Origin of the sequence: Rhizobium sp. Leaf371 (assembly GCF_001424045.1) — a bacterium.
GTDB lineage: Bacteria > Pseudomonadota > Alphaproteobacteria > Rhizobiales > Rhizobiaceae > Ferranicluibacter.
Window position 1 is genome coordinate 44,302 of the sequence record NZ_LMQB01000026.1, and the last position, 18,727, is coordinate 63,028.

At 64.2% G+C, this 18,727-nt stretch carries 19 protein-coding genes; 16 read left to right on the forward strand and 3 right to left on the reverse strand.

The window, feature by feature from the left end; translation table 11 throughout:
- Positions 1–37 precede the first annotated feature (37 nt).
- Both ASG39_RS17465 and hemC read right to left on the reverse strand, forming a co-directional pair.
- Positions 38–739 (reverse strand): uroporphyrinogen-III synthase, encoded by a 702-nt coding sequence (locus ASG39_RS17465; RefSeq protein ID WP_062596262.1) that lies wholly within the window; start codon positions 737–739, stop codon positions 38–40.
- 4 nt (positions 740–743) lie between these two features.
- On the reverse strand, positions 744–1,673 hold the full coding sequence (gene hemC / locus ASG39_RS17470) for a hydroxymethylbilane synthase (protein WP_062596263.1): 930 nt from the start codon (positions 1,671–1,673) through the stop codon (positions 744–746).
- Between the two features lie 75 nt (positions 1,674–1,748).
- Here hemC and tsaD point away from each other — a divergent pair, with 75 nt between their 5' ends.
- The 5 genes from tsaD to ASG39_RS17495 are packed head-to-tail and all read left to right on the forward strand — an operon-like array spanning position 1,749 to position 5,252.
- Positions 1,749–2,843, forward strand: coding sequence for a tRNA (adenosine(37)-N6)-threonylcarbamoyltransferase complex transferase subunit TsaD (gene tsaD, locus ASG39_RS17475; protein ID WP_062596264.1), 1,095 nt, complete (start codon positions 1,749–1,751; stop codon positions 2,841–2,843).
- Positions 2,840–3,844 carry an NAD(P)H-dependent glycerol-3-phosphate dehydrogenase gene (locus ASG39_RS17480; RefSeq protein WP_062596265.1) on the forward strand — a complete coding sequence of 335 codons (1,005 nt, stop codon included), beginning with the start codon at positions 2,840–2,842 and terminating at the stop codon, positions 3,842–3,844. The genes tsaD and ASG39_RS17480 overlap by 4 nt, the downstream gene beginning before the upstream one ends.
- Positions 3,845–3,862: 18 nt before the next feature.
- Entirely contained in the window at positions 3,863–4,153 is a 291-nt protein-coding gene (locus ASG39_RS17485) for a YciI-like protein (RefSeq protein ID WP_062596266.1), read from the forward strand.
- A 5-nt stretch (positions 4,154–4,158) separates the two neighbouring features.
- Complete coding sequence (locus tag ASG39_RS17490; protein ID WP_062596267.1) at positions 4,159–4,602, forward strand: EVE domain-containing protein; 444 nt, start codon at positions 4,159–4,161, stop codon at positions 4,600–4,602.
- On the forward strand, positions 4,599–5,252 hold the full coding sequence (locus ASG39_RS17495; RefSeq protein ID WP_062596268.1) for a methyltransferase: 654 nt from the start codon (positions 4,599–4,601) through the stop codon (positions 5,250–5,252). Before ASG39_RS17490 ends, ASG39_RS17495 begins: the two co-directional genes overlap by 4 nt.
- A 25-nt stretch (positions 5,253–5,277) precedes the next feature.
- Here the strand turns inward: ASG39_RS17495 and ASG39_RS17500 are convergent, their stop codons facing one another.
- Positions 5,278–5,856, reverse strand: coding sequence for a hypothetical protein (locus tag ASG39_RS17500; protein ID WP_156468183.1), 579 nt, complete (start codon positions 5,854–5,856; stop codon positions 5,278–5,280).
- 298 nt (positions 5,857–6,154) lie between these two features.
- Between ASG39_RS17500 and sdhC the strand changes: the two genes are divergently transcribed.
- The 11 genes from sdhC (at position 6,155) to ASG39_RS17555 (ending at position 18,588) form a co-directional block, all read left to right on the forward strand.
- Complete coding sequence (sdhC, locus tag ASG39_RS17505) at positions 6,155–6,547, forward strand: succinate dehydrogenase, cytochrome b556 subunit (RefSeq protein ID WP_062596270.1); 393 nt, start codon at positions 6,155–6,157, stop codon at positions 6,545–6,547.
- Positions 6,548–6,558: 11 nt separating this feature from the next.
- Positions 6,559–6,939 (forward strand): succinate dehydrogenase, hydrophobic membrane anchor protein, encoded by a 381-nt coding sequence (sdhD, locus tag ASG39_RS17510; RefSeq protein WP_062596271.1) that lies wholly within the window; start codon positions 6,559–6,561, stop codon positions 6,937–6,939.
- A gap of 4 nt (positions 6,940–6,943) precedes the next feature.
- On the forward strand, positions 6,944–8,806 hold the full coding sequence (gene sdhA, locus ASG39_RS17515) for a succinate dehydrogenase flavoprotein subunit (RefSeq protein WP_062596272.1): 1,863 nt from the start codon (positions 6,944–6,946) through the stop codon (positions 8,804–8,806).
- Between the two features lie 126 nt (positions 8,807–8,932).
- Complete coding sequence (locus ASG39_RS17520) at positions 8,933–9,712, forward strand: succinate dehydrogenase iron-sulfur subunit (protein WP_062596273.1); 780 nt, start codon at positions 8,933–8,935, stop codon at positions 9,710–9,712.
- Positions 9,713–9,872: 160 nt separating this feature from the next.
- Positions 9,873–10,418, forward strand: coding sequence for a protease inhibitor Inh/omp19 family protein (locus tag ASG39_RS17525; protein WP_062596274.1), 546 nt, complete (start codon positions 9,873–9,875; stop codon positions 10,416–10,418).
- Positions 10,419–10,548: 130 nt separating this feature from the next.
- Positions 10,549–11,703 carry a cell division protein ZapE gene (zapE, locus tag ASG39_RS17530; protein ID WP_062596275.1) on the forward strand — a complete coding sequence of 385 codons (1,155 nt, stop codon included), beginning with the start codon at positions 10,549–10,551 and terminating at the stop codon, positions 11,701–11,703.
- A gap of 189 nt (positions 11,704–11,892) precedes the next feature.
- On the forward strand, positions 11,893–12,855 hold the full coding sequence (gene mdh, locus ASG39_RS17535; protein WP_062596276.1) for a malate dehydrogenase: 963 nt from the start codon (positions 11,893–11,895) through the stop codon (positions 12,853–12,855).
- A gap of 30 nt (positions 12,856–12,885) precedes the next feature.
- The gene (sucC, locus tag ASG39_RS17540; protein WP_062596277.1) at positions 12,886–14,082 is read left to right on the forward strand and encodes an ADP-forming succinate--CoA ligase subunit beta; all 1,197 of its coding nucleotides are present in this window, start codon (positions 12,886–12,888) and stop codon (positions 14,080–14,082) included.
- 4 nt (positions 14,083–14,086) lie between these two features.
- Positions 14,087–14,464 (forward strand): hypothetical protein, encoded by a 378-nt coding sequence (locus tag ASG39_RS17545; protein WP_062596278.1) that lies wholly within the window; start codon positions 14,087–14,089, stop codon positions 14,462–14,464.
- A gap of 3 nt (positions 14,465–14,467) precedes the next feature.
- Positions 14,468–15,370, forward strand: a complete 903-nt coding sequence (sucD, locus tag ASG39_RS17550) for a succinate--CoA ligase subunit alpha (RefSeq protein WP_062596279.1) — start codon at positions 14,468–14,470, stop codon at positions 15,368–15,370.
- Between the two features lie 221 nt (positions 15,371–15,591).
- A complete protein-coding gene (locus ASG39_RS17555) occupies positions 15,592–18,588 on the forward strand; it encodes a 2-oxoglutarate dehydrogenase E1 component (protein WP_062596280.1) in 2,997 nt (998 codons plus the stop codon).
- Positions 18,589–18,727 lie beyond the last annotated feature (139 nt).

Below are 18,727 nucleotides of genomic sequence, written 5' to 3' on the forward strand. Positions count from 1 at the left end.
GGGCGAGGGAAAGGCCCCACCGGTCGATTTGCGTGATTCAGGCGTCGAGAAGCGCAAGCAGGGCATCCTCATCCGGCCGGGGCGCGATCTCCACATGCCGGCATCCGGGCGGCACGGCATCGGCGATCCGCGGCCCGAGGCAGAGGATCCGCACCGCATCGGCAAGCATTGCCGGGGCCACCTCGAAAAAGAACTGTCGTGCCGCCTCCCGCGAGTAGAACAGCACCGCGTCCGGAGAAAAGGCCTGAACCTGCGCCGAAAAAGCGCCGGGCGGCCGAACGACGGGGCGCATGCGATAGACGAGACGAACCTGGAGCGGGACACCGGCAACGGTCATGCGCGTTTCCAGCTCCGGCAGCCGGGGGGTGCCCGCGAGATAGAGCAGAACGCCCGTGGCAGCCCCCCGATCACGAAGGATCAATTCCGCAAGTCCGGCTGCGTCTCCGGGCCCGACCCGCACCTGGGAAAAGCCGAGATCAAGCGCCGCCTCCGCGGTCGCATCCCCGACGCAGTAGACCGGCAGGGAGACGAGCGACGGCAGGGCTTCGGGAGAGTGCCGCAGCGCCCGGAACGCTTCCGCGCTCGTTGCAACGACGGCCGAGGCGGACAGGGCCCCCGCCCGGATCGGCAGGTGCTCTGCCTCGCTCAGCGGCAGCAGCAGCGTCTCGTGGCCGGCCAGCGCCAGCCGCCGGAGCGTCCTGTCCGCCGTGGTTTCCGGGCGCGTAACGAGGACGCGCATCCGCTCAGGCCCAGCTGGAGAAGAAACCGGGGGCCGCATCGGCGCGAATGTCGTCGCCCGCCTGCGCGCCGATCCTTGCCGCATCCGCGGCCCGTCCCTCGGCAAAGACGCGGTGATGCTGCGTTCCGTCCGGCGTCAGGATCATGCCCGAAAACGAGATCTGCTCCCCGTCCGAGACCGCATAGCCGGCGATCGGCGTCCGGCACGACCCGTCCAGCGTGTCGAGAAACGCGCGTTCGCAGGTCACGGCCTCATGCGTCCTGGGGTCATCGATGGCCGACAGAAACGCGGTCATCCGGCTGTCGCCGATCCGGCTCTCGACGGCGATCGCGCCCTGTGCCGGCGCCGGCGGAAAATAGGTGGGGTCGAGGATTTCGGTCGCCACACCTTCGAGGTTGAGCCGCTTCAGCCCGGCAAGAGCGAGCAGCGTCCCGTCCACCTGACCTTCGGCCAGCTTGCGCAGCCGGGTCTCGACCAGCCCGCGATAGACGATGACGTTGATATCCGGCCGCAATCGGCGGATCAGCGCCTGCCGGCGCAGCGACGCCGAACCGACCGTCGCGCCTTCCGGCAAAGCCAGCAGCGTCGGCGCCGTGCCGCCGATAAAGGCGTCGCGGGCGTCCTCGCGCGGCAGGAAGGCGGACAGAAACAGGCCGTCGGGCAGGCGCGTCGCCATGTCCTTGGCCGAATGGACGGCAAAATCGAGCGTACCCGCCAACAGCTGGTCTTCCAGCTCCTGCGTGAAAAGTCCCTTGCCGCCGATTTCCGACAGCGCGCGATCGGTGATGCGGTCGCCCGCCGTCGATAGCGGCACGATCTCGAACATCTCCTCCGGCAGACCATGCGCCAGCATCAGCCGGTCGCGCGTTTCATGGGCCTGAGCCAGCGCGAGCCGGCTGCCGCGCGTGCCGATCCGGAAAGGTTTCGTTTGCATCCGCTACGATCCATTGTTACCGGAGGTCCGTGTACCCCCCTTTATTCCCGTCCGCAATCTTCGAGTAGACCACCCATGAACCGGCCCCTGCGTATTCTCGGCATCGAGACGAGCTGCGATGAAACCGCCGCTTCCGTCGTGCTGCGCGAGCCGGACGGGCGCGGCGAAATCCTGGGCGACGTGGTGCTGAGCCAGCTCGAGGAACACAGCCTCTACGGCGGCGTGGTGCCCGAGATCGCGGCCCGCGCGCATGTCGAAGCGCTGGATACGCTGATTGCCGAGGCGCTCGACCGCGCGCAAATGTCGCTGTCTGAGGTCGATGCCATCGCCGCAACCAGCGGCCCCGGCCTTATCGGCGGGCTGATCGTCGGCCTCATGACCGGCAAGGCGATGGCGCGCGCAGCGGGCAAGCCGCTCTATGCCATCAACCATCTGGAAGGCCATGCGCTGACCGCGCGCCTGACCCATGGGCTCTCCTTTCCCTATCTGATGCTGCTGGTCTCCGGCGGCCATACCCAGCTGGTGCTGGTGCGCGGCACCGGTGATTACGAGCGCTGGGGCACGACCATCGACGACGCGCTGGGCGAGGCCTTCGACAAGACGGCAAAGCTTCTCGGCCTTCCCTATCCCGGCGGCCCCGCCGTCGAACGTGCGGCGCGCACCGGCAATCCGGCACGGTTCACCTTTCCCCGGCCTCTGGTCGGCGAGGCCCGGCTGGACTTTTCCTTCTCCGGCCTCAAGACCGCCGTGCGGCAGGCCGCGCAGTCGATCGCTCCGGTGGCAGACCAGGACATCGCCGATATCTGCGCCTCTTTCCAGGAAGCGGTGTCGCGGACGCTGAAGGACCGGATCGGGCGCGGTCTCCAGCGTTTCCGCGAGACCTATCCGGATGTCGGCAAGCCTTCTCTCGTCGTTGCCGGTGGCGTTGCCGCCAATCAGGCGCTGCGCGCAACGCTCGACAGCCTCTGCGAACGGAACAGCTTTGCGTTCGTCGCGCCGCCCCTCCATCTCTGCACCGACAACGCCGCGATGATCGCCTGGGCAGGTGCCGAGCGCATGGCCGCGGGCCTGCCCGCGGACGATCTCTCCGTATCGCCCCGTGCGCGCTGGCCGCTCGACGGCAATGCCCAGACCTTGCTCGGCTTTGGCAAACGGGGCGCAAAGGCATGAGCGCGGCGGCGATCTCGTCCCCTGACAAGGTGGCCGTCGTCGGCGCCGGTGCCTTCGGCACCGCGCTTGCGACCGTGATCGCCCGCACCGGCCGCGCCGAGGTCACGCTGCTGGCCCGGCGACGCGACGTGGTGGACGCGATCCTGACCCGGCACCGGCACGAGGAGGCCCTGCCCGGGATCGACCTGCCGAAAGCCCTGTCTGCAACGACGGAGCCGAGCGCCGTTTCGGCAGCAGGCATCGTGCTCTTCGCCATGCCGTCGCAGGCGCAGCGCGACGCAGCGCAGGCGCTCCGGCCCTATCTTGCCAAGGACGCCGATATCGTCATCTGCGCCAAGGGTCTGGAACGCCGCTCCGGCCGTCTTCTGACGGAGGTGGTCGCCGAGGAACTGGGTGACCACGCCGTCTCCGTCCTCTCCGGCCCCGGCTTTGCCGCCGATATCGCCACCGGCCTGCCGACCGCCATGGTCATCGCATCCACGTCGTCGGAACGCGCAGCACGGCTTGCAACCGCCCTGTCCGGCCCGACATTCCGCCTCTATCCCTCGGCCGACCGCACGGGCGTGCAGCTCGGCGGCGCGTTGAAGAACGTGCTGGCCATCGCCTGCGGCATCGTCGAGGGCGCAGGCCTCGGCGAATCCGCCCGGGCCGCCATGATCGCCCGCGGCCTTGCCGAACTCTCGCGCTATGTCGCGGCCTGCGGTGGTCAGGGCGACACGGTCCGCGGCCTCTCTGGGCTCGGCGACCTCGTCCTCACCGCCACCAGCCACCAGTCGCGCAATCTGCGATACGGCATCGCGCTCGGGCGCGAAGGCCGCGCCGCCAGCCCGACCGCCGACCTCGTGGAAGGCGCGCTTGCGGCCTCGGTCGCGGCAGCGCAGGCCCGTCGCCTCGGTCTCGACATGCCGCTGACCTTTGCCGTCGCGGCCATGATCGACGGCGCGATCGACGTGGAAACTGCGCTCGAACAGCTCATGTCCCGCCCCATCACACACGAATAGCTTTGGAAAGGCACGACCATGCTCTTTGCAGCCCTCTGCACCGATAAGGAAGGCGCACTCCAGATCCGCCTCGATACGCGGCCTGCCCATGTCGCCTATCTCGACGACCTCAACGCCCGCGGCATCCTGAAGGTCGCCGGCCCGTTCCTGGGCGACGACGGCAAGCCGACCGGCAGCCTCGTCATCATCGACGCGGAAACCAGAGAGGCGGCCACCGCGCTCTTTGCCGAAGACCCCTACGCCAAAGCCGGCCTCTTCGCCTCGGTCGAGGTGAAGGCCTGGAACTGGGTCTTCAACAAGCCGGAGTGACGGGCATGCGCTACTGGCTCTGGAAATCCGAACCGTTCAAATGGTCCTGGGCCATGCAGAAGGATGCGGGCGCGGCCGGCACCGAATGGACCGGCGTGCGCAACTACCTCGCCCGCAACAATATGCGGGCCATGACGATCGGCGACAAAGGCTTCTTCTATCACTCCAACGAAGGCCTGGAGATCGTCGGCATCGCCGAGGTCTGCGCGCTTTCGCACCCGGATTCGACCGCCGAGGGCGATGCGCGCTGGGACTGCGTCGATATCCGCGCGGTCTGCGATCTGCCGAAGCCCGTGACGTTGAAGGACGTCAAGGCGAGCGAGCGACTGAAAGACATGCAGCTCGTCACCTCCATGCGCCTGTCGGTCCAGGCCGTGACGGAAGCGGAATGGCGCGAAGTCTGCCGCATGGGCGGCCTCGACAACCCGCCGCTCTCGCCCGCAGCGTGAAAACTGATCCCGAGCGTTTCATCCGCGAGAACACCGGCATCCTCTCGCCACCGCATGTTCCCGAGGTCAAGCTCTTCCTGGCGAGCGAGGCGCATGATCTCTGGCTGAAGACGGAGGACGAGCTGGACGCGATCGGCCTGCCGCCGCCCTTCTGGGCCTTCGCCTGGGCCGGCGGCCAGGGGCTTGCCCGGTACGTGCTCGATCATCCCGATCTGGTCGCCGGCAGGACCGTCGTCGATTTCGCCTCCGGCTCCGGACTGGTGGCGATCGCCGCCGTGAAGGCCGGTGCGACATCCGTTCTCGCAATGGACACGGACCCGTGGACGACAGCCGCAATCGGGCTCAACGCGCAGCTGAACGATGTTGTCGTGACCCATGAGAACGCCGACCGGATCGGCCAGCCGACCGCGTGCGACGTGTTTCTCGCAGGCGACGTGTTCTACGACAAGGCATTTGCCGACAGGCTGGTGCCCTGGTTCGAGGATCTGGTTGCCGCCGGCATCGACGTCATCGTCGGCGACCCCGGCCGCACCTATTGTCCGCGCGACCGCATGGTGGCGCTGGCCACCTATGCGGTGCCTGTCACGCGTGCGCTCGAAGACAGCGAGGTGAAGAAGACGACCGTCTGGCGGTTTCTCGGACGATCGTGACAGGCAAGCGCGCCCTTTCGCGGGTTCAGCGCCCGCGGATCACGCAGACGCCGGCTTCGAAGCTGCAGGCATCGTCGTTGCGCCGGACCGCACTGCGCCCCACCGTGACGACGCGGCTCCGGGAACCGCCGACCTCCGGCGACGCGGTGCGCTGGAAAGCGCCATAGCTAGCGTTTTCATCATAGGTGGTGATCGTGAAATAGCTGCCGGCCCCCCGGCGATACAATTCATTCGCATTGCCGGAGAACCGGCCCGACCCGACGATGACGGCCGATGGCGCCTGCGCGTCGCGGCGCGCATCCCCTTCACCGCCCCATCGTGTCGCATCCTGCCTCAGCCGATACCGGCGCTCCCCATCGAAATAGCCGCGCACGACCCGGTAGTCCGGTACGGCGCCAGGTCCTTCCCGAACGAGGCTTCCCTGAACGGGCCCGCCCCGAAGCCGAACGCCCGAACGCTGTGCCCTCTGCTCCGCCTGCGCGGAATACGTGCGGTCGTACTGTCCGCGATAGCCTTCGTCCCCGGCCTCGGCACTGCCGATCGCGGTTGCAGCGAGAACGACGGCGACGGCGATCGGCCGCAGGGAAATCTCCCGATACATCATGAACCTCCGACGGATCTTAACAAAGCGTTAAGACCAATCTGGCGCAGGACGCTGCGAAAGTCAGGCAGTCGGCGCGAATTTCGCCGGATATGTTTAACGTGTAAAATGCAACGCGAGCGCCTGTCCGATAAACCTCCGTCTCTAATCGATTAATTTCTTTTCGCGCTGCAAACAGGCTTGTTAAGACCCCTGCCGAAGATTAAAGCTCGCCACAACTGAATGCTGCGCAATCCCTGCGCAAACCGGATATAAAGAGTCTAGTTTTTGGACGATTGCCCGGTCGTTCCGTGAGGTTCAGATGACGAATGTCACCAAAAGCCGGCCGCTTTCGCCGCATCTTCAAATCTACAAGCTCATTCCGACCATGCTCATGTCGATTGTGCACCGCATCACCGGCGCGGCACTCTATTTCGGCACGGTTCTGGTCGCCTGGTGGTTGATCGCGGCTGCCAGCGGTCCGGCCTATTATGATTGGGCCAGCTGGTTCTTCGGCACCATCATCGGCCAGGTCATCCTGTTCGGCTATACCTGGGCGCTGATCCACCACATGTTCGGCGGTCTGCGCCACTTCATGTGGGATCTGGGCTATGGCTACGAGAAGGAATTCTCGACCAAGCTCGCCATCGCCAGTGCCATTGCCTCCATCACCGTGACGGTCCTTCTGTGGCTCGTCGTCATCATCGTTCGCTGAGGGCCTCGACCATGGATATGCGCACACCCCTCGGCAAGGTCCGCGGTCTCGGTTCGGCCAAGGAAGGCACGGACCATTTCTGGCGCCAGCGCCTGACGGCGGTCGCCAACGTGCCGCTTCTCGTCTTCTTCGTGATCTTCATCATGACCCATGCCGGCGCGCCTCACGCAGATGTGGTCGCAGCACTCGGCAATCCGTTCGTCGCGGTGATCATGGCCCTTGTCGTCATCTCCGCCCTGACCCACATGCGGATCGGCATGCAGGTGATCGTCGAGGACTATGTTCACGCCGAAGGCATCAAGATCGTCCTTCTCATGCTCAATACATTCTTCGCGATCGCGGTTGGCGGGCTCTGTCTTTTCGCCATCCTGAAGCTCGCATTTGCAGGATAAAACCATGGCATCGACCGAAGCATCGTCCGTCAACGGCCCGACTTCCATCAACGGTAAGGCCTACCAGTATGTCGACCATTCCTACGACGTGATCGTCGTTGGCGCCGGCGGCGCGGGACTGCGCGCCACGCTCGGCATGGCCGAACAGGGTTTCAAGACGGCCTGCATCACGAAAGTCTTCCCGACGCGCTCGCACACGGTCGCAGCCCAGGGCGGCATTGCCGCGTCGCTGCAGAACATGACGCCGGACAGCTGGCAGTGGCACCTCTACGACACGGTCAAGGGCTCCGACTGGCTCGGCGACGTCGACGCCATGCAGTATCTCGCCATGGAAGCGCCGAAGGCGGTCTATGAGCTGGAGCATTACGGCGTGCCCTTCTCGCGCAATGCGGAAGGCAAGATCTACCAGCGGCCCTTCGGCGGCCACATGCAGAATTACGGCGAAGGCCCGCCGGTGCAGCGCACCTGTGCGGCTGCCGACCGGACCGGCCACGCCATCCTCCACACGCTCTACGGCCAGTCGCTGAAGCACAATGCCGAATTCTTCATCGAGTATTTCGCGCTCGACCTGATCATGTCGGACGACGGCAGCCGCTGCACGGGCGTCGTCGCCTGGTGCCTGGATGACGGCACGATCCATCGCTTCTCCGCCAAGATGGTCGTGCTGGCGACCGGCGGCTATGGGCGCGCCTATTTCTCGGCCACCTCGGCCCACACCTGCACGGGCGATGGCGGCGGCATGATCGCGCGCGCCGGCCTGCCGCTGCAGGACATGGAATTCGTCCAGTTTCACCCGACCGGCATCTACGGCGCCGGCTGCCTGATCACCGAAGGCGCGCGCGGCGAAGGCGGCTATCTCGTCAATTCCGAGGGCGAGCGCTTCATGGAGCGCTACGCGCCGTCGGCCAAGGACCTCGCCTCGCGCGACGTCGTCTCGCGCTGCATGACGCTCGAAATTCGCGAAGGTCGCGGCGTCGGCAAGGCGAAGGACCATATCTTCCTGCATCTCGACCATCTGGACCCTGCCGTTCTCAACGAACGCCTGCCGGGCATTTCCGAAAGCGCCAAGATCTTCGCCGGCGTCGACGTGACGCGCGAGCCGATCCCAGTCCTGCCGACGGTTCACTACAACATGGGCGGCATCCCCACCAATTACTGGGGCGAAGTGCTCAATGCGGACGGTGAAAATCCGGAACGCATCATCCCCGGCCTGATGGCCGTCGGCGAAGCGGGCTGCGCCTCGGTGCATGGCGCAAACCGCCTCGGCTCCAACTCGCTGATCGACCTGGTCGTCTTCGGCCGCGCCGCCGCCATCCGCGCCGGCGAGGTCATCGACCGTGCAAGCCCGATCCCGGCGCTGAACACCGCCGCCTGCGACAAGATCGTCGGCCGTCTCGACAGGCTGCGCTATGCCAGCGGGGGAACGCCGACCTCGGTTCTGCGCGAGAAGATGCAGCGCACTATGCAGGAAGACGCGGCCGTGTTCCGCACGCAGGAATCGCTCGAAAGCGGCTGCAAGCGCATGAGCACCATCTGGTCCGAAATGTCCGACATCAAGGTCACCGACCGGTCGATGATCTGGAACTCCGATCTCGTGGAAACGCTGGAACTCGAAAACCTGATGGCCAACGCCATCACCACGGTTGTCGGCGCGGAAGCCCGCAAGGAGAGCCGCGGCAGCCACGCACGCGAGGACTACACGTCCGGCCCGTTCGCCGGTCGCGACGACGTCAACTGGCGCAAGCACACGCTGGCCTGGGTGAACGAGGCCGGCGACGTCAAGCTCGACTACCGCCCGGTTCACACCGAATTGCTCGCTGAAGGCATCGATCCCTACAAGATCGAACCCAAGGCGCGCGTTTACTAAAGCATCTCCTGTCGGAGCCGAACGGCTTCTTCATCTGGACGATGCGTCAAGAGATAAGGCTGAAGCGCTCCGGGAACGGATGTTCTCCGGATCGCTCCAGCGGAAGCCCGGTCAAGGAAAACGACTATGGTTGAACTTGCACTTCCCAAGAATTCGCAGATGACCGAAGGCAAGGTGTGGTCGAAGCCCGCCGGCGCCACGAACACCCGCGAATTCCGCGTCTATCGCTGGAGCCCGGATGACGGCAAGAACCCGTCGATCGACACCTTCTTCATCGATGTCGACGATTGCGGCCCGATGGTTCTCGATGCCCTGCTCTACATCAAGAACAAGATCGACCCGACCCTGACGTTGCGCCGCTCCTGTCGCGAGGGGATCTGCGGATCCTGCGCCATGAACATCGACGGCACCAACACGCTGGCCTGCACCAAGGGCATGGACGACGTGAAGGGCGCGGTGAAAGTCTATCCGCTACCGCATATGCCCGTCGTCAAGGACCTCGTGCCGGACCTGACCAATTTCTACGCGCAGCATCGCTCGATCGAACCCTGGCTGAAGACGGTTTCGCCTGCACCGGCCAAGGAATGGAAGCAGAGCCATGACGATCGCGCCAAGCTGGACGGTCTCTACGAGTGCATTCTCTGCGCCTGCTGTTCGGCGTCCTGCCCGAGCTACTGGTGGAACGGCGACCGCTATCTCGGCCCGGCCGTGCTTCTCCAGGCCTATCGCTGGCTGATCGACAGCCGCGACGAAGCCAAGGGCGAGCGACTGGACAATCTGGAAGACCCCTTCCGTCTCTACCGCTGCCACACGATCATGAACTGCGCGCAGACCTGTCCCAAGGGCCTCAACCCGGCCAAGGCCATTGGCGAGATCAAGAAAATGATGGTCGAGCGTCGCGTCTGATCTGCGGTTTCATGGGGAAAAACGCGGGTTTGCGTTTCTTCTCCGCCACAGGAGATAGGAAAGGACGTTTTTCGACAGACTTAAAGGTCGATTAACCTTAATCCGGCCTATATCTGTCCCGAACGTTCATTTTACATACGAGACGACCGGGAGTTGGGAAATGCGGGCATATCATGTTGCGGCGGGTCTGGCGGCGGTGCTGGCCCTTTCGGGATGCCAGCGCACGTCAGTGGGCACTTTCGACCAGCGCGACATGGGGCCTGCTCCCCTGCAGGCGCAGCCCGTTCCCTCCGTCTCCGGCGGCTCCCTGCCACCCCCGACCAGCGGCGACGCGTCCCAGTTTCCCGCGGCACCGGTCACGGAAACCGCGGCACTCGGCAGCCCGCAGGTCCCCGGCGGCGCACCGGCCGCACCGGCCGCCTCTCTCGACGTTACCAAGGAGTCCATGGTCGGCAACTGGCGCGTCGCCAATGGCGGCAGCTCCTGCGACATGTTCCTGACGCTGACCAATCTCGGTTCCGGTTCGCGCGGCGGCACCCGTGGCTGCGCCGGCGAGCTGACGCAGATGGGGTCCTGGGAAGTGGCCGGCAAGCAGGTGGTCCTCAAGGATCGCAACGGCAATGCACTCGCCCGCCTCTACAAGTCGGCCGATGCCCGCTTCGACGGCCAGACCAATGGCGGCCAGCCCGTCAGCCTGAGCCGCTGATCTCCGGCTGCCGATCGGGTCGAATCGACCCGATCGTTTCACCCGATCGTTTCATAAGCGTCGTTCAATCGACAGCTTAGACAGCGTCCCGGCCCCGCCGGGCTTCCTCTGACGGCCAGGAAGGCTGCGCGTGCCAAACGCCGAAAACACCATCTCCCGACGTCTCGAAGCTTTGATCGCCAACGGCGATATGCGACGCGATCCGGCACAGCTGGCCATCGCCGCCCGCCTCGATCGCCTGTCCACGGACCTGGCTTCCAGCCGCGCCAATCGAAAGTCGAACGCGCTCGGCTGGCTCTTCGCATCGAAGCGCGATCAGCGCCCGCCGATCAAGGGCGTCTATCTCTACGGTGGCGTCGGGCGCGGCAAGACCATGCTGATGGACCTTTTCTTCGACACGGTGCCGATCGAGCGCAAGCGCCGCGCGCATTTCCACGAGTTTATGGCCGAGGTGCAGGACCGCATCTTCAAGCACCGGCAGAAGCTGAAGAACGGCGAGACCAAGGATGCGGATCCGATGCCGCCGGTCGCGGCCGATATCTATGCCGAGGCCCGTCTTCTCTGCTTCGACGAGTTCTCGGTCACGGACATCGCCGATGCGATGATCCTGTCGCGCCTGTTCGGCGAACTGTTCAAGCGCGGCTGCGTCCTCGTGGCCACCTCGAACGTCGAGCCGGGCGATCTCTATCGCGACGGCCTCAATCGCTCGCTCTTTCTGCCCTTCGTGGATCTCCTGCGCGCCCATGCCGACGTCGTGCCGCTGGATACGCAGACGGACTATCGCCTGGAGAAGACCAGCGGCCTGCCCGTCTGGTCCTCTCCGCTCGACGACGCCGCCCGCAAGGCGCTCGATGCATCGTGGGCCAAGGCGACACAGGGCCTTCGCCCGGTCCCTGCCGATCTCACCTTCAAGGGTCGCACGATCCACGTTCCCGCAGCCGCCGGGGATTGTGCGCGCTTCTCCTTCGCCGATCTCTGCGCGCGTCCCCTGGGTGCGACCGACTATCTCACCATCCTGTCGCATTACCGTGTCATCTTCATCGACGATATTCCGCTGCTCAATCCTGAGCGGCGGAACGAAACCAAGCGTTTCATCATGCTGGTGGATACGATCTACGATCAGGGCGCGCGCCTGTTCGCGTCTGCCGCAGCCCGCCCGGAGGCGCTTCTGACCGTCCGACGCGGCACGGAAGGCTTCGAGTTCGATCGCACCGTGTCCCGGCTGATCGAGCTGCAGAGTAGCGAATATGCCGGCGCACATGCTGCGAATGCGAAGAATTCGTGACCGTATTTCTTACGTGGACGTAAGAAATTATTGATCTAAACGATTGAAAAATCACGCTCCAAAAGTATCGGTTGATATTTTCAGGCGACGCGATTAGTGCTTTCGCCCGTGAGGTTGGGTGCCGCCCGGAAAAGCGGGAGATGTGTCGCTGCAAACCTTGCCAGATTTGATCTCAAAGGAAGCACTTTCATGGCGCGCAACAAGATCGCACTTATCGGTTCCGGAATGATTGGCGGCACGCTGGCCCATTTGGCCGGCCTGAAGGAACTGGGCGACATCGTTCTCTTCGACATCGCCGACGGCGTGCCCCAGGGCAAGGGCCTCGACATCGCGCAGTCCTCGCCGGTGGAAGGCTTCAACGCCAACCTGACCGGTGCCAGCGACTATGCTGCGATCGAAGGCGCCGATGTCTGCATCGTCACAGCCGGCGTGGCGCGCAAGCCCGGCATGAGCCGCGACGATCTGCTCGGCATCAACCTCAAGGTCATGGAACAGGTCGGCGCCGGCATCAAGAAATATGCTCCGAACGCCTTCGTCATCTGCATCACCAACCCGCTCGACGCGATGGTCTGGGCCCTGCAGAAGTTCTCCGGCCTGCCGAAGAACATGGTCGTCGGCATGGCCGGCGTGCTCGACAGCTCGCGCTTCCGCCTCTTCCTTTCCCAGGAATTCAACGTCTCCGTCCAGGACGTCACCGCCTTCGTTCTCGGCGGCCACGGCGACACCATGGTTCCGCTCGCCCGCTACTCCACGGTCGGCGGCATTCCGCTGACGGACCTCGTCAAGATGGGCTGGGTCACCAAGGAGCGTCTCGAAGAGATCATCCAGCGCACCCGTGACGGCGGCGCCGAAATCGTCGGCCTGCTCAAGACCGGTTCCGCCTATTACGCACCGGCCGCTTCCGCCATCGAGATGGCCGAATCCTTCCTCAAGGACAAGAAGCGCGTCCTCCCCTGCGCCGCGCATCTGTCGGGCCAGTATGGCGTCAACGACATGTATGTCGGCGTTCCCACCATCATCGGTGCCGGCGGCATCGAGCGCATCATCGAAGTCGAGTTTACCAAGGCCGAACAGGAAGCCTTCGACAAGTCCGTGGCAGCCGTTGCCGGCCTCTGCGAAGCTTGCGTCGGCATCGCTCCGAGCCTGAAGTAATCTTTTCCGACATCAGACAGGAATTTTTCCATGAACATTCATGAATACCAGGCCAAGGCTCTCCTGAAGAGCTTTGGCGCACCGGTTGCCGAAGGTGTCGCGATTTTCTCGGCCGACGAGGCAGAAGCCGCAGCGAAATCGCTGCCGGGCCCGCTTTACGTCGTCAAGAGCCAGATCCACGCCGGCGGCCGCGGCAAGGGCAAGTTCAAGGAACTCGGCCCCGAAGCCAAGGGCGGCGTGCGCCTGGCCAAGACCATCGAGGAAGCCGTTTCCCACTCGAAGGAAATGCTCGGCAACACGCTCGTCACCAAGCAGACCGGCGATGCCGGCAAGCAGGTGAACCGCCTCTACATCGAGGACGGCGCCGACATCGACCGCGAACTTTACCTCTCCATCCTCGTCGATCGCGCCGTCGGCCAGGTCTCCTTCGTGGTCTCCACGGAAGGCGGCATGGACATCGAGACCGTCGCGCATGACACGCCGGAGAAGATCATCAACGTCGCGATCGACCCGGTCGCCGGCGTGACAGCCGAGAACCTTGCGGCCCTCACCGCCGCGCTGAAGCTCGAAGGCGAAGCCAAGGCCGACGGCGAACGTCTGTTCCCGATCCTCTACAAGGCCTTTGTCGAGAAGGACATGAGCCTGCTCGAGGTCAACCCGCTGATCGTCATGACCAATGGCCGTCTGCGCGTCCTCGACGCCAAGATGTCCTTCGACGGCAACGCCCTGTTCCGCCACGAAGACGTGGTCGCGCTGCGCGACAAGACCGAGGAAGACGCGAAGGAAATCGAGGCGTCCAAGTACGACCTCGCTTATGTCGCCCTCGACGGCAACATCGGCTGCATGGTCAATGGTGCCGGTCTCGCCATGGCGACCATGGACATCATCAAGCTCTATGGCGCCGAGCCCGCGAACTTCCTCGACGTAGGTGGCGGCGCCACCAAGGAAAAGGTCACCGCGGCCTTCAAGATCATCACCGCCGATCCGGCCGTGAAGGGCATCCTCGTCAACATCTTCGGCGGCATCATGAAGTGCGACGTCATCGCCGAAGGCGTGATCGCAGCCGTGAAGGATGTCGGCCTCACCGTGCCGCTGGTCGTGCGCCTTGAGGGCACGAACGTCGAGCTCGGCAAGAAGATCATCAACGAGAGCGGCCTCAACGTCATCTCCGCCGACGATCTCGATGATGCAGCGCAGAAGATCGTCGCTGCCGTGAAGGGTGCCTGATCCCATGAGCGGTGCAAAGAAGACGGTCAATCGCCAGTCCTTCGGACCGAACGAGACCGATATCAACCTGTGCTATTTCGTCTGCTGGGACAGCACGCCGGATCTCGACGACGAGGCTGCCGATCGCTGGGCGCATTTCACGCATGACGACGATGCCGTCGAGTTCTTCAAGCTGAAATCGAAGGACGACACGCTGTACGTCTGGAAGGGCGAGCTGGGCATCTCGAAGGCCGACAAGCAGTTCGACTGGTTCCAGACCCACTGGTCGAAAAACCTCAACAGCCATCACGACGAAAAGTCGACATCCGGCAAGGGTTATCGCTGGTCCAACGGCGCCTTCGAAGAATTTGATTCCCTCGAATTCGAGGAAGAGGAAAACTGATCCATGTCCATTCTCATCAATAAAGACACCAAGATCCTCGTCCAGGGTCTGACGGGCAAGACCGGCACGTTCCACACCGAACAGGCGCTCGCCTATCACGGCACGCAGATGGTCGGTGGCATCAACCCCAAGAAGGGTGGCGAGACCTGGGAAGGCTCCAAGGGCGAGAAGCTGCCGATCTTCGCAACGGTTGCCGAAGGCAAGGAGCAGACCGGCGCCGACGCGTCCGTCATCTATGTTCCCCCGGCCGGCGCCGCTGCCGCCATCATCGAGGCGATCGAGGCGGAAATCCCGCTCATCGTCTGCATCACCGAAGGCATTCCGGTCGCCGACATGGTCAAGGTCAAGGCGCGCCTCGATGCGTCGAAGTCCCGCCTGATCGGCCCGAACTGCCCCGGCGTCATGACGCCGAACGAATGCAAGATCGGCATCATGCCGGGCAACATCTTCAAGAAGGGCTCCGTCGGCGTCCTCTCGCGTTCGGGCACGCTCACCTATGAAGCCGTGTTCCAGACCACGAACGAAGGCCTCGGCCAGACCACGGCCGTCGGCATCGGCGGCGATCCGGTCAAGGGCACCGAGTTCATCGACGTGCTCGAAATGTTTCTGGCCGACGACGAGACCAAGTCGATCATCATGATCGGCGAGATCGGCGGCTCGGCCGAAGAGGAAGCCGCGCAGTTCCTGATGGACGAAGCCAAGCGTGGCCGCAAGAAGCCGATGGTCGGCTTCATCGCCGGCCGCACGGCGCCTCCCGGCCGCACCATGGGCCATGCAGGCGCCGTGATTTCCGGCGGCAAGGGTGGCGCGGAAGACAAGATCGCCGCCATGGAACAGGCCGGCATCCGCGTTTCGCCCTCCCCGGCCCGCCTCGGCAAGACCCTGGTGGAAGTCCTCAAGGGCTGATGAACGTTCGAGGGACGGCCGGCCATTGCGTCGGCCGTCCCTTACACCATCTAAGACGAACAGGCAGTCAAAGCCTCGCGCTGTGGTCCTGCCAAAGAAATGACACGCATACGGTCGTATTGGATGGCCGTCGCAAAGTCGGCCCGGGACGGGCGCGTCGCATGTCCCTGAGGCCGCATCCAACAAGTCAGGAGGCGGACGGACAGGTCCGCGATAAAACCATGGCAAGGCAAGAGGCCAACGAGCAATTTCAACTGACGTCCTTCCTGGACGGCGCCAATGCGAGCTATATCGAACAGCTCCATGCGCGCTACGAAGCTGACCCCTCGTCCGTCTCGGGCGAATGGCAGTCCTTTTTCAAGGCGCTGGCCGACAATCCGGAAGACGTCGTGAAGGCCGCCAAAGGCGCCTCGTGGAAGAAGCCGAACTGGCCCCTGACGCCGCGCGACGACCTCACCTCGGCGCTCGACGGCGATTGGGGCACGGTCGAGAAGGTCATCGAGAAGAAGGTTCAGGCAAAGGCCGAAGCCAAGGCGGAAGCAACCGGCGTTCCCGCCTCGCCCGCCGACGTGCACCAGGCGACGCGCGACAGCATCAAGGCGATCATGCTGATCCGCGCCTATCGCATGCGCGGCCATCTGCACGCCAAGCTCGACCCGCTGCAGATCGCAGCCCCGGTCGATGATTATCACGAACTGTCCCCGTCCAATTACGGCTTCGAAGCCGGCGACATGGACCGCAAGATCTTCCTCGATAACGTGCTCGGGCTCGAATATGCCACGATGCGCGAGATCGTCGATATTCTGGAGCGGACCTACTGCTCGACGCTCGGCGTCGAATTCATGCACATCTCCGACCCGGAGATCAAAGGCTGGATCCAGGAGCGCATCGAAGGCCCCGCCAAGGGCGTCGAGTTCACGCCCGAAGGCAAGAAGGCGATCCTCTCCAAGCTGATCGAGGCCGAAGGCTTCGAACAGTTCATCGACGTGAAGTACAAGGGCACCAAGCGCTTCGGCCTCGACGGCGGCGAATCGCTCATCCCGGCGCTCGAACAGATCATCAAGCGTGGCGGCCAGGACGGGATGAAGGAAATCATCCTCGGCATGGCGCACCGTGGCCGCCTCAACGTTCTCACCAACGTCATGGGCAAGCCGCACCGCGCCGTGTTCCACGAGTTCAAGGGCGGCTCGGCCGCGCCGGACGATGTGGAAGGCTCCGGCGACGTGAAGTATCATCTCGGCGCCTCCTCGGACCGCGAGTTCGACGGCAACAAGGTGCACCTGTCGCTGACGGCGAACCCGTCGCACCTCGAAATCGTCAATCCCGTGGTCATGGGCAAGGCCCGCGCCAAGCAGGACCAAATGGCGACGACCTTCGATGGCGACGTCATTCCGCTGAAGGAACGCTCCAAGGTCCTGCCGCTCTTGCTGCATGGCGATGCGGCCTTTGCCGGCCAGGGCGTGACCGCCGAAATTCTCGGCCTGTCGGGCCTGCGCGGCCACCGCGTCGGCGGCACGCTGCACTTCATCATCAACAACCAGATCGGCTTCACCACCAATCCGGCCTTCTCGCGCTCGTCGCCTTATCCCTCCGACGTCGCCAAGATGATCGAGGCGCCGATCTTCCACGTCAACGGCGACGATCCGGAAGCGGTCGTCTATGCCGCGAAGATCGCCATCGAATTCCGGATGAAGTTCCACAAGCCGGTCGTGGTCGACATGTTCTGCTACCGCCGCTTCGGCCATAACGAAGGCGACGAGCCCTCCTTCACGCAGCCGAAGATGTACAAGGTCATCCGCGGCCACAAGACGGTCGTGCAGCTCTATGGCGAACGCCTGATTGCCGAAGGCCTGATCACCGAAGGCGAGCTGGAAAAGATGAAGGCCGACTGGCGTGCCCGTCTCGAACAGGAGTTCGAGGCCGGTCAGTCCTACAAGCCCAACAAGGCCGACTGGCTGGATGGCGCCTGGTCGGGTCTGCGCACCGCCGACAACCAGGACGAACAGCGCCGCGGCAAGACCTCGGTGCCGATGAAGTCGCTGAAGGATATCGGCCGCAAGCTCTCGGAAGTTCCAGAAGGCTTCAACGTCCACAAGACGATCCAGCGCTTCATGGACAACCGCGCCAACATGATCCAGACGGGCGAAGGCATCGACTGGGCGATGGCGGAGGCCCTGGCCTTCGGATCGCTCACCGTCGAAGGCACGAAGATCCGCCTGTCCGGCCAGGATTGCGAGCGCGGCACCTTCTCGCAGCGCCACACCGTGCTCTACGATCAGCAGACGGAAGAGCGCTACATTCCGCTCGCCAACCTCTCGCCCACCCAGGCGCGCTACGAGGTCATCAACTCGATGCTCTCGGAAGAAGCCGTTCTCGGCTTCGAATACGGCTATTCGCTCGCCCGCCCGAACGCGCTGACGCTCTGGGAAGCCCAGTTCGGCGACTTCGCCAATGGTGCGCAGGTCGTCTTCGACCAGTTCATCTCCTCGGGCGAACGCAAGTGGCTGCGCATGTCGGGCCTCGTCTGCCTGCTGCCGCACGGCTATGAAGGTCAGGGTCCGGAACACTCCTCCGCCCGCCTCGAGCGTTGGCTGCAGATGTGTGCGGAAGACAACATGCAGGTCGTCAACGTCACGACGCCGGCAAACTACTTCCACGTTCTGCGCCGCCAGATGAAGCGCGACTTCCGCAAGCCGCTGATCATCATGACGCCGAAGTCGCTGCTGCGTCACAAGCGCGCGATCTCCAGCCTGTCGGAAATGGCCGGCGAGACCTCGTTCCACCGTCTTCTGTGGGACGATGCGGAGGTCATCAAGGACGGCCCGATCAAGCTCCAGAAGGATGCGAAGATCCGCCGCGTCGTGCTCTGCTCGGGCAAGGTCTATTACGACCTGCTCGAAGAGCGCGAAAAGCGCGGCATCGACGACATCTACCTCCTGCGCCTGGAACAGCTCTATCCGTTCCCGGCCAAGGCGCTGATCAACGAGCTCAGCCGGTTCCGCAATGCGGAAATGGTCTGGTGCCAGGAAGAGCCCAAGAACATGGGGTCCTGGTCGTTCATCGATCCGTATCTCGAATGGGTGCTGGCCCATATCGATGCGAAGTACCAGCGGGTGCGCTATACCGGCCGCCCGGCCGCAGCCTCGCCGGCAACGGGCCTGATGTCGAAGCATCTGGCCCAGCTTGCCGCCTTCCTCGAAGACGCGCTCGGAGGCTGACGCGTCGACATGGGCATTCTCCTCACCATCCCGGGCCAGAACGGACGGATCGTTGCACCCGCAACGGGTCCGGCCGGTCCCGCGGGATGGGTGGAGTGTCGGCCCGCTCCCGGCCTTACGCAGGGCCGGTTCAGGGGGC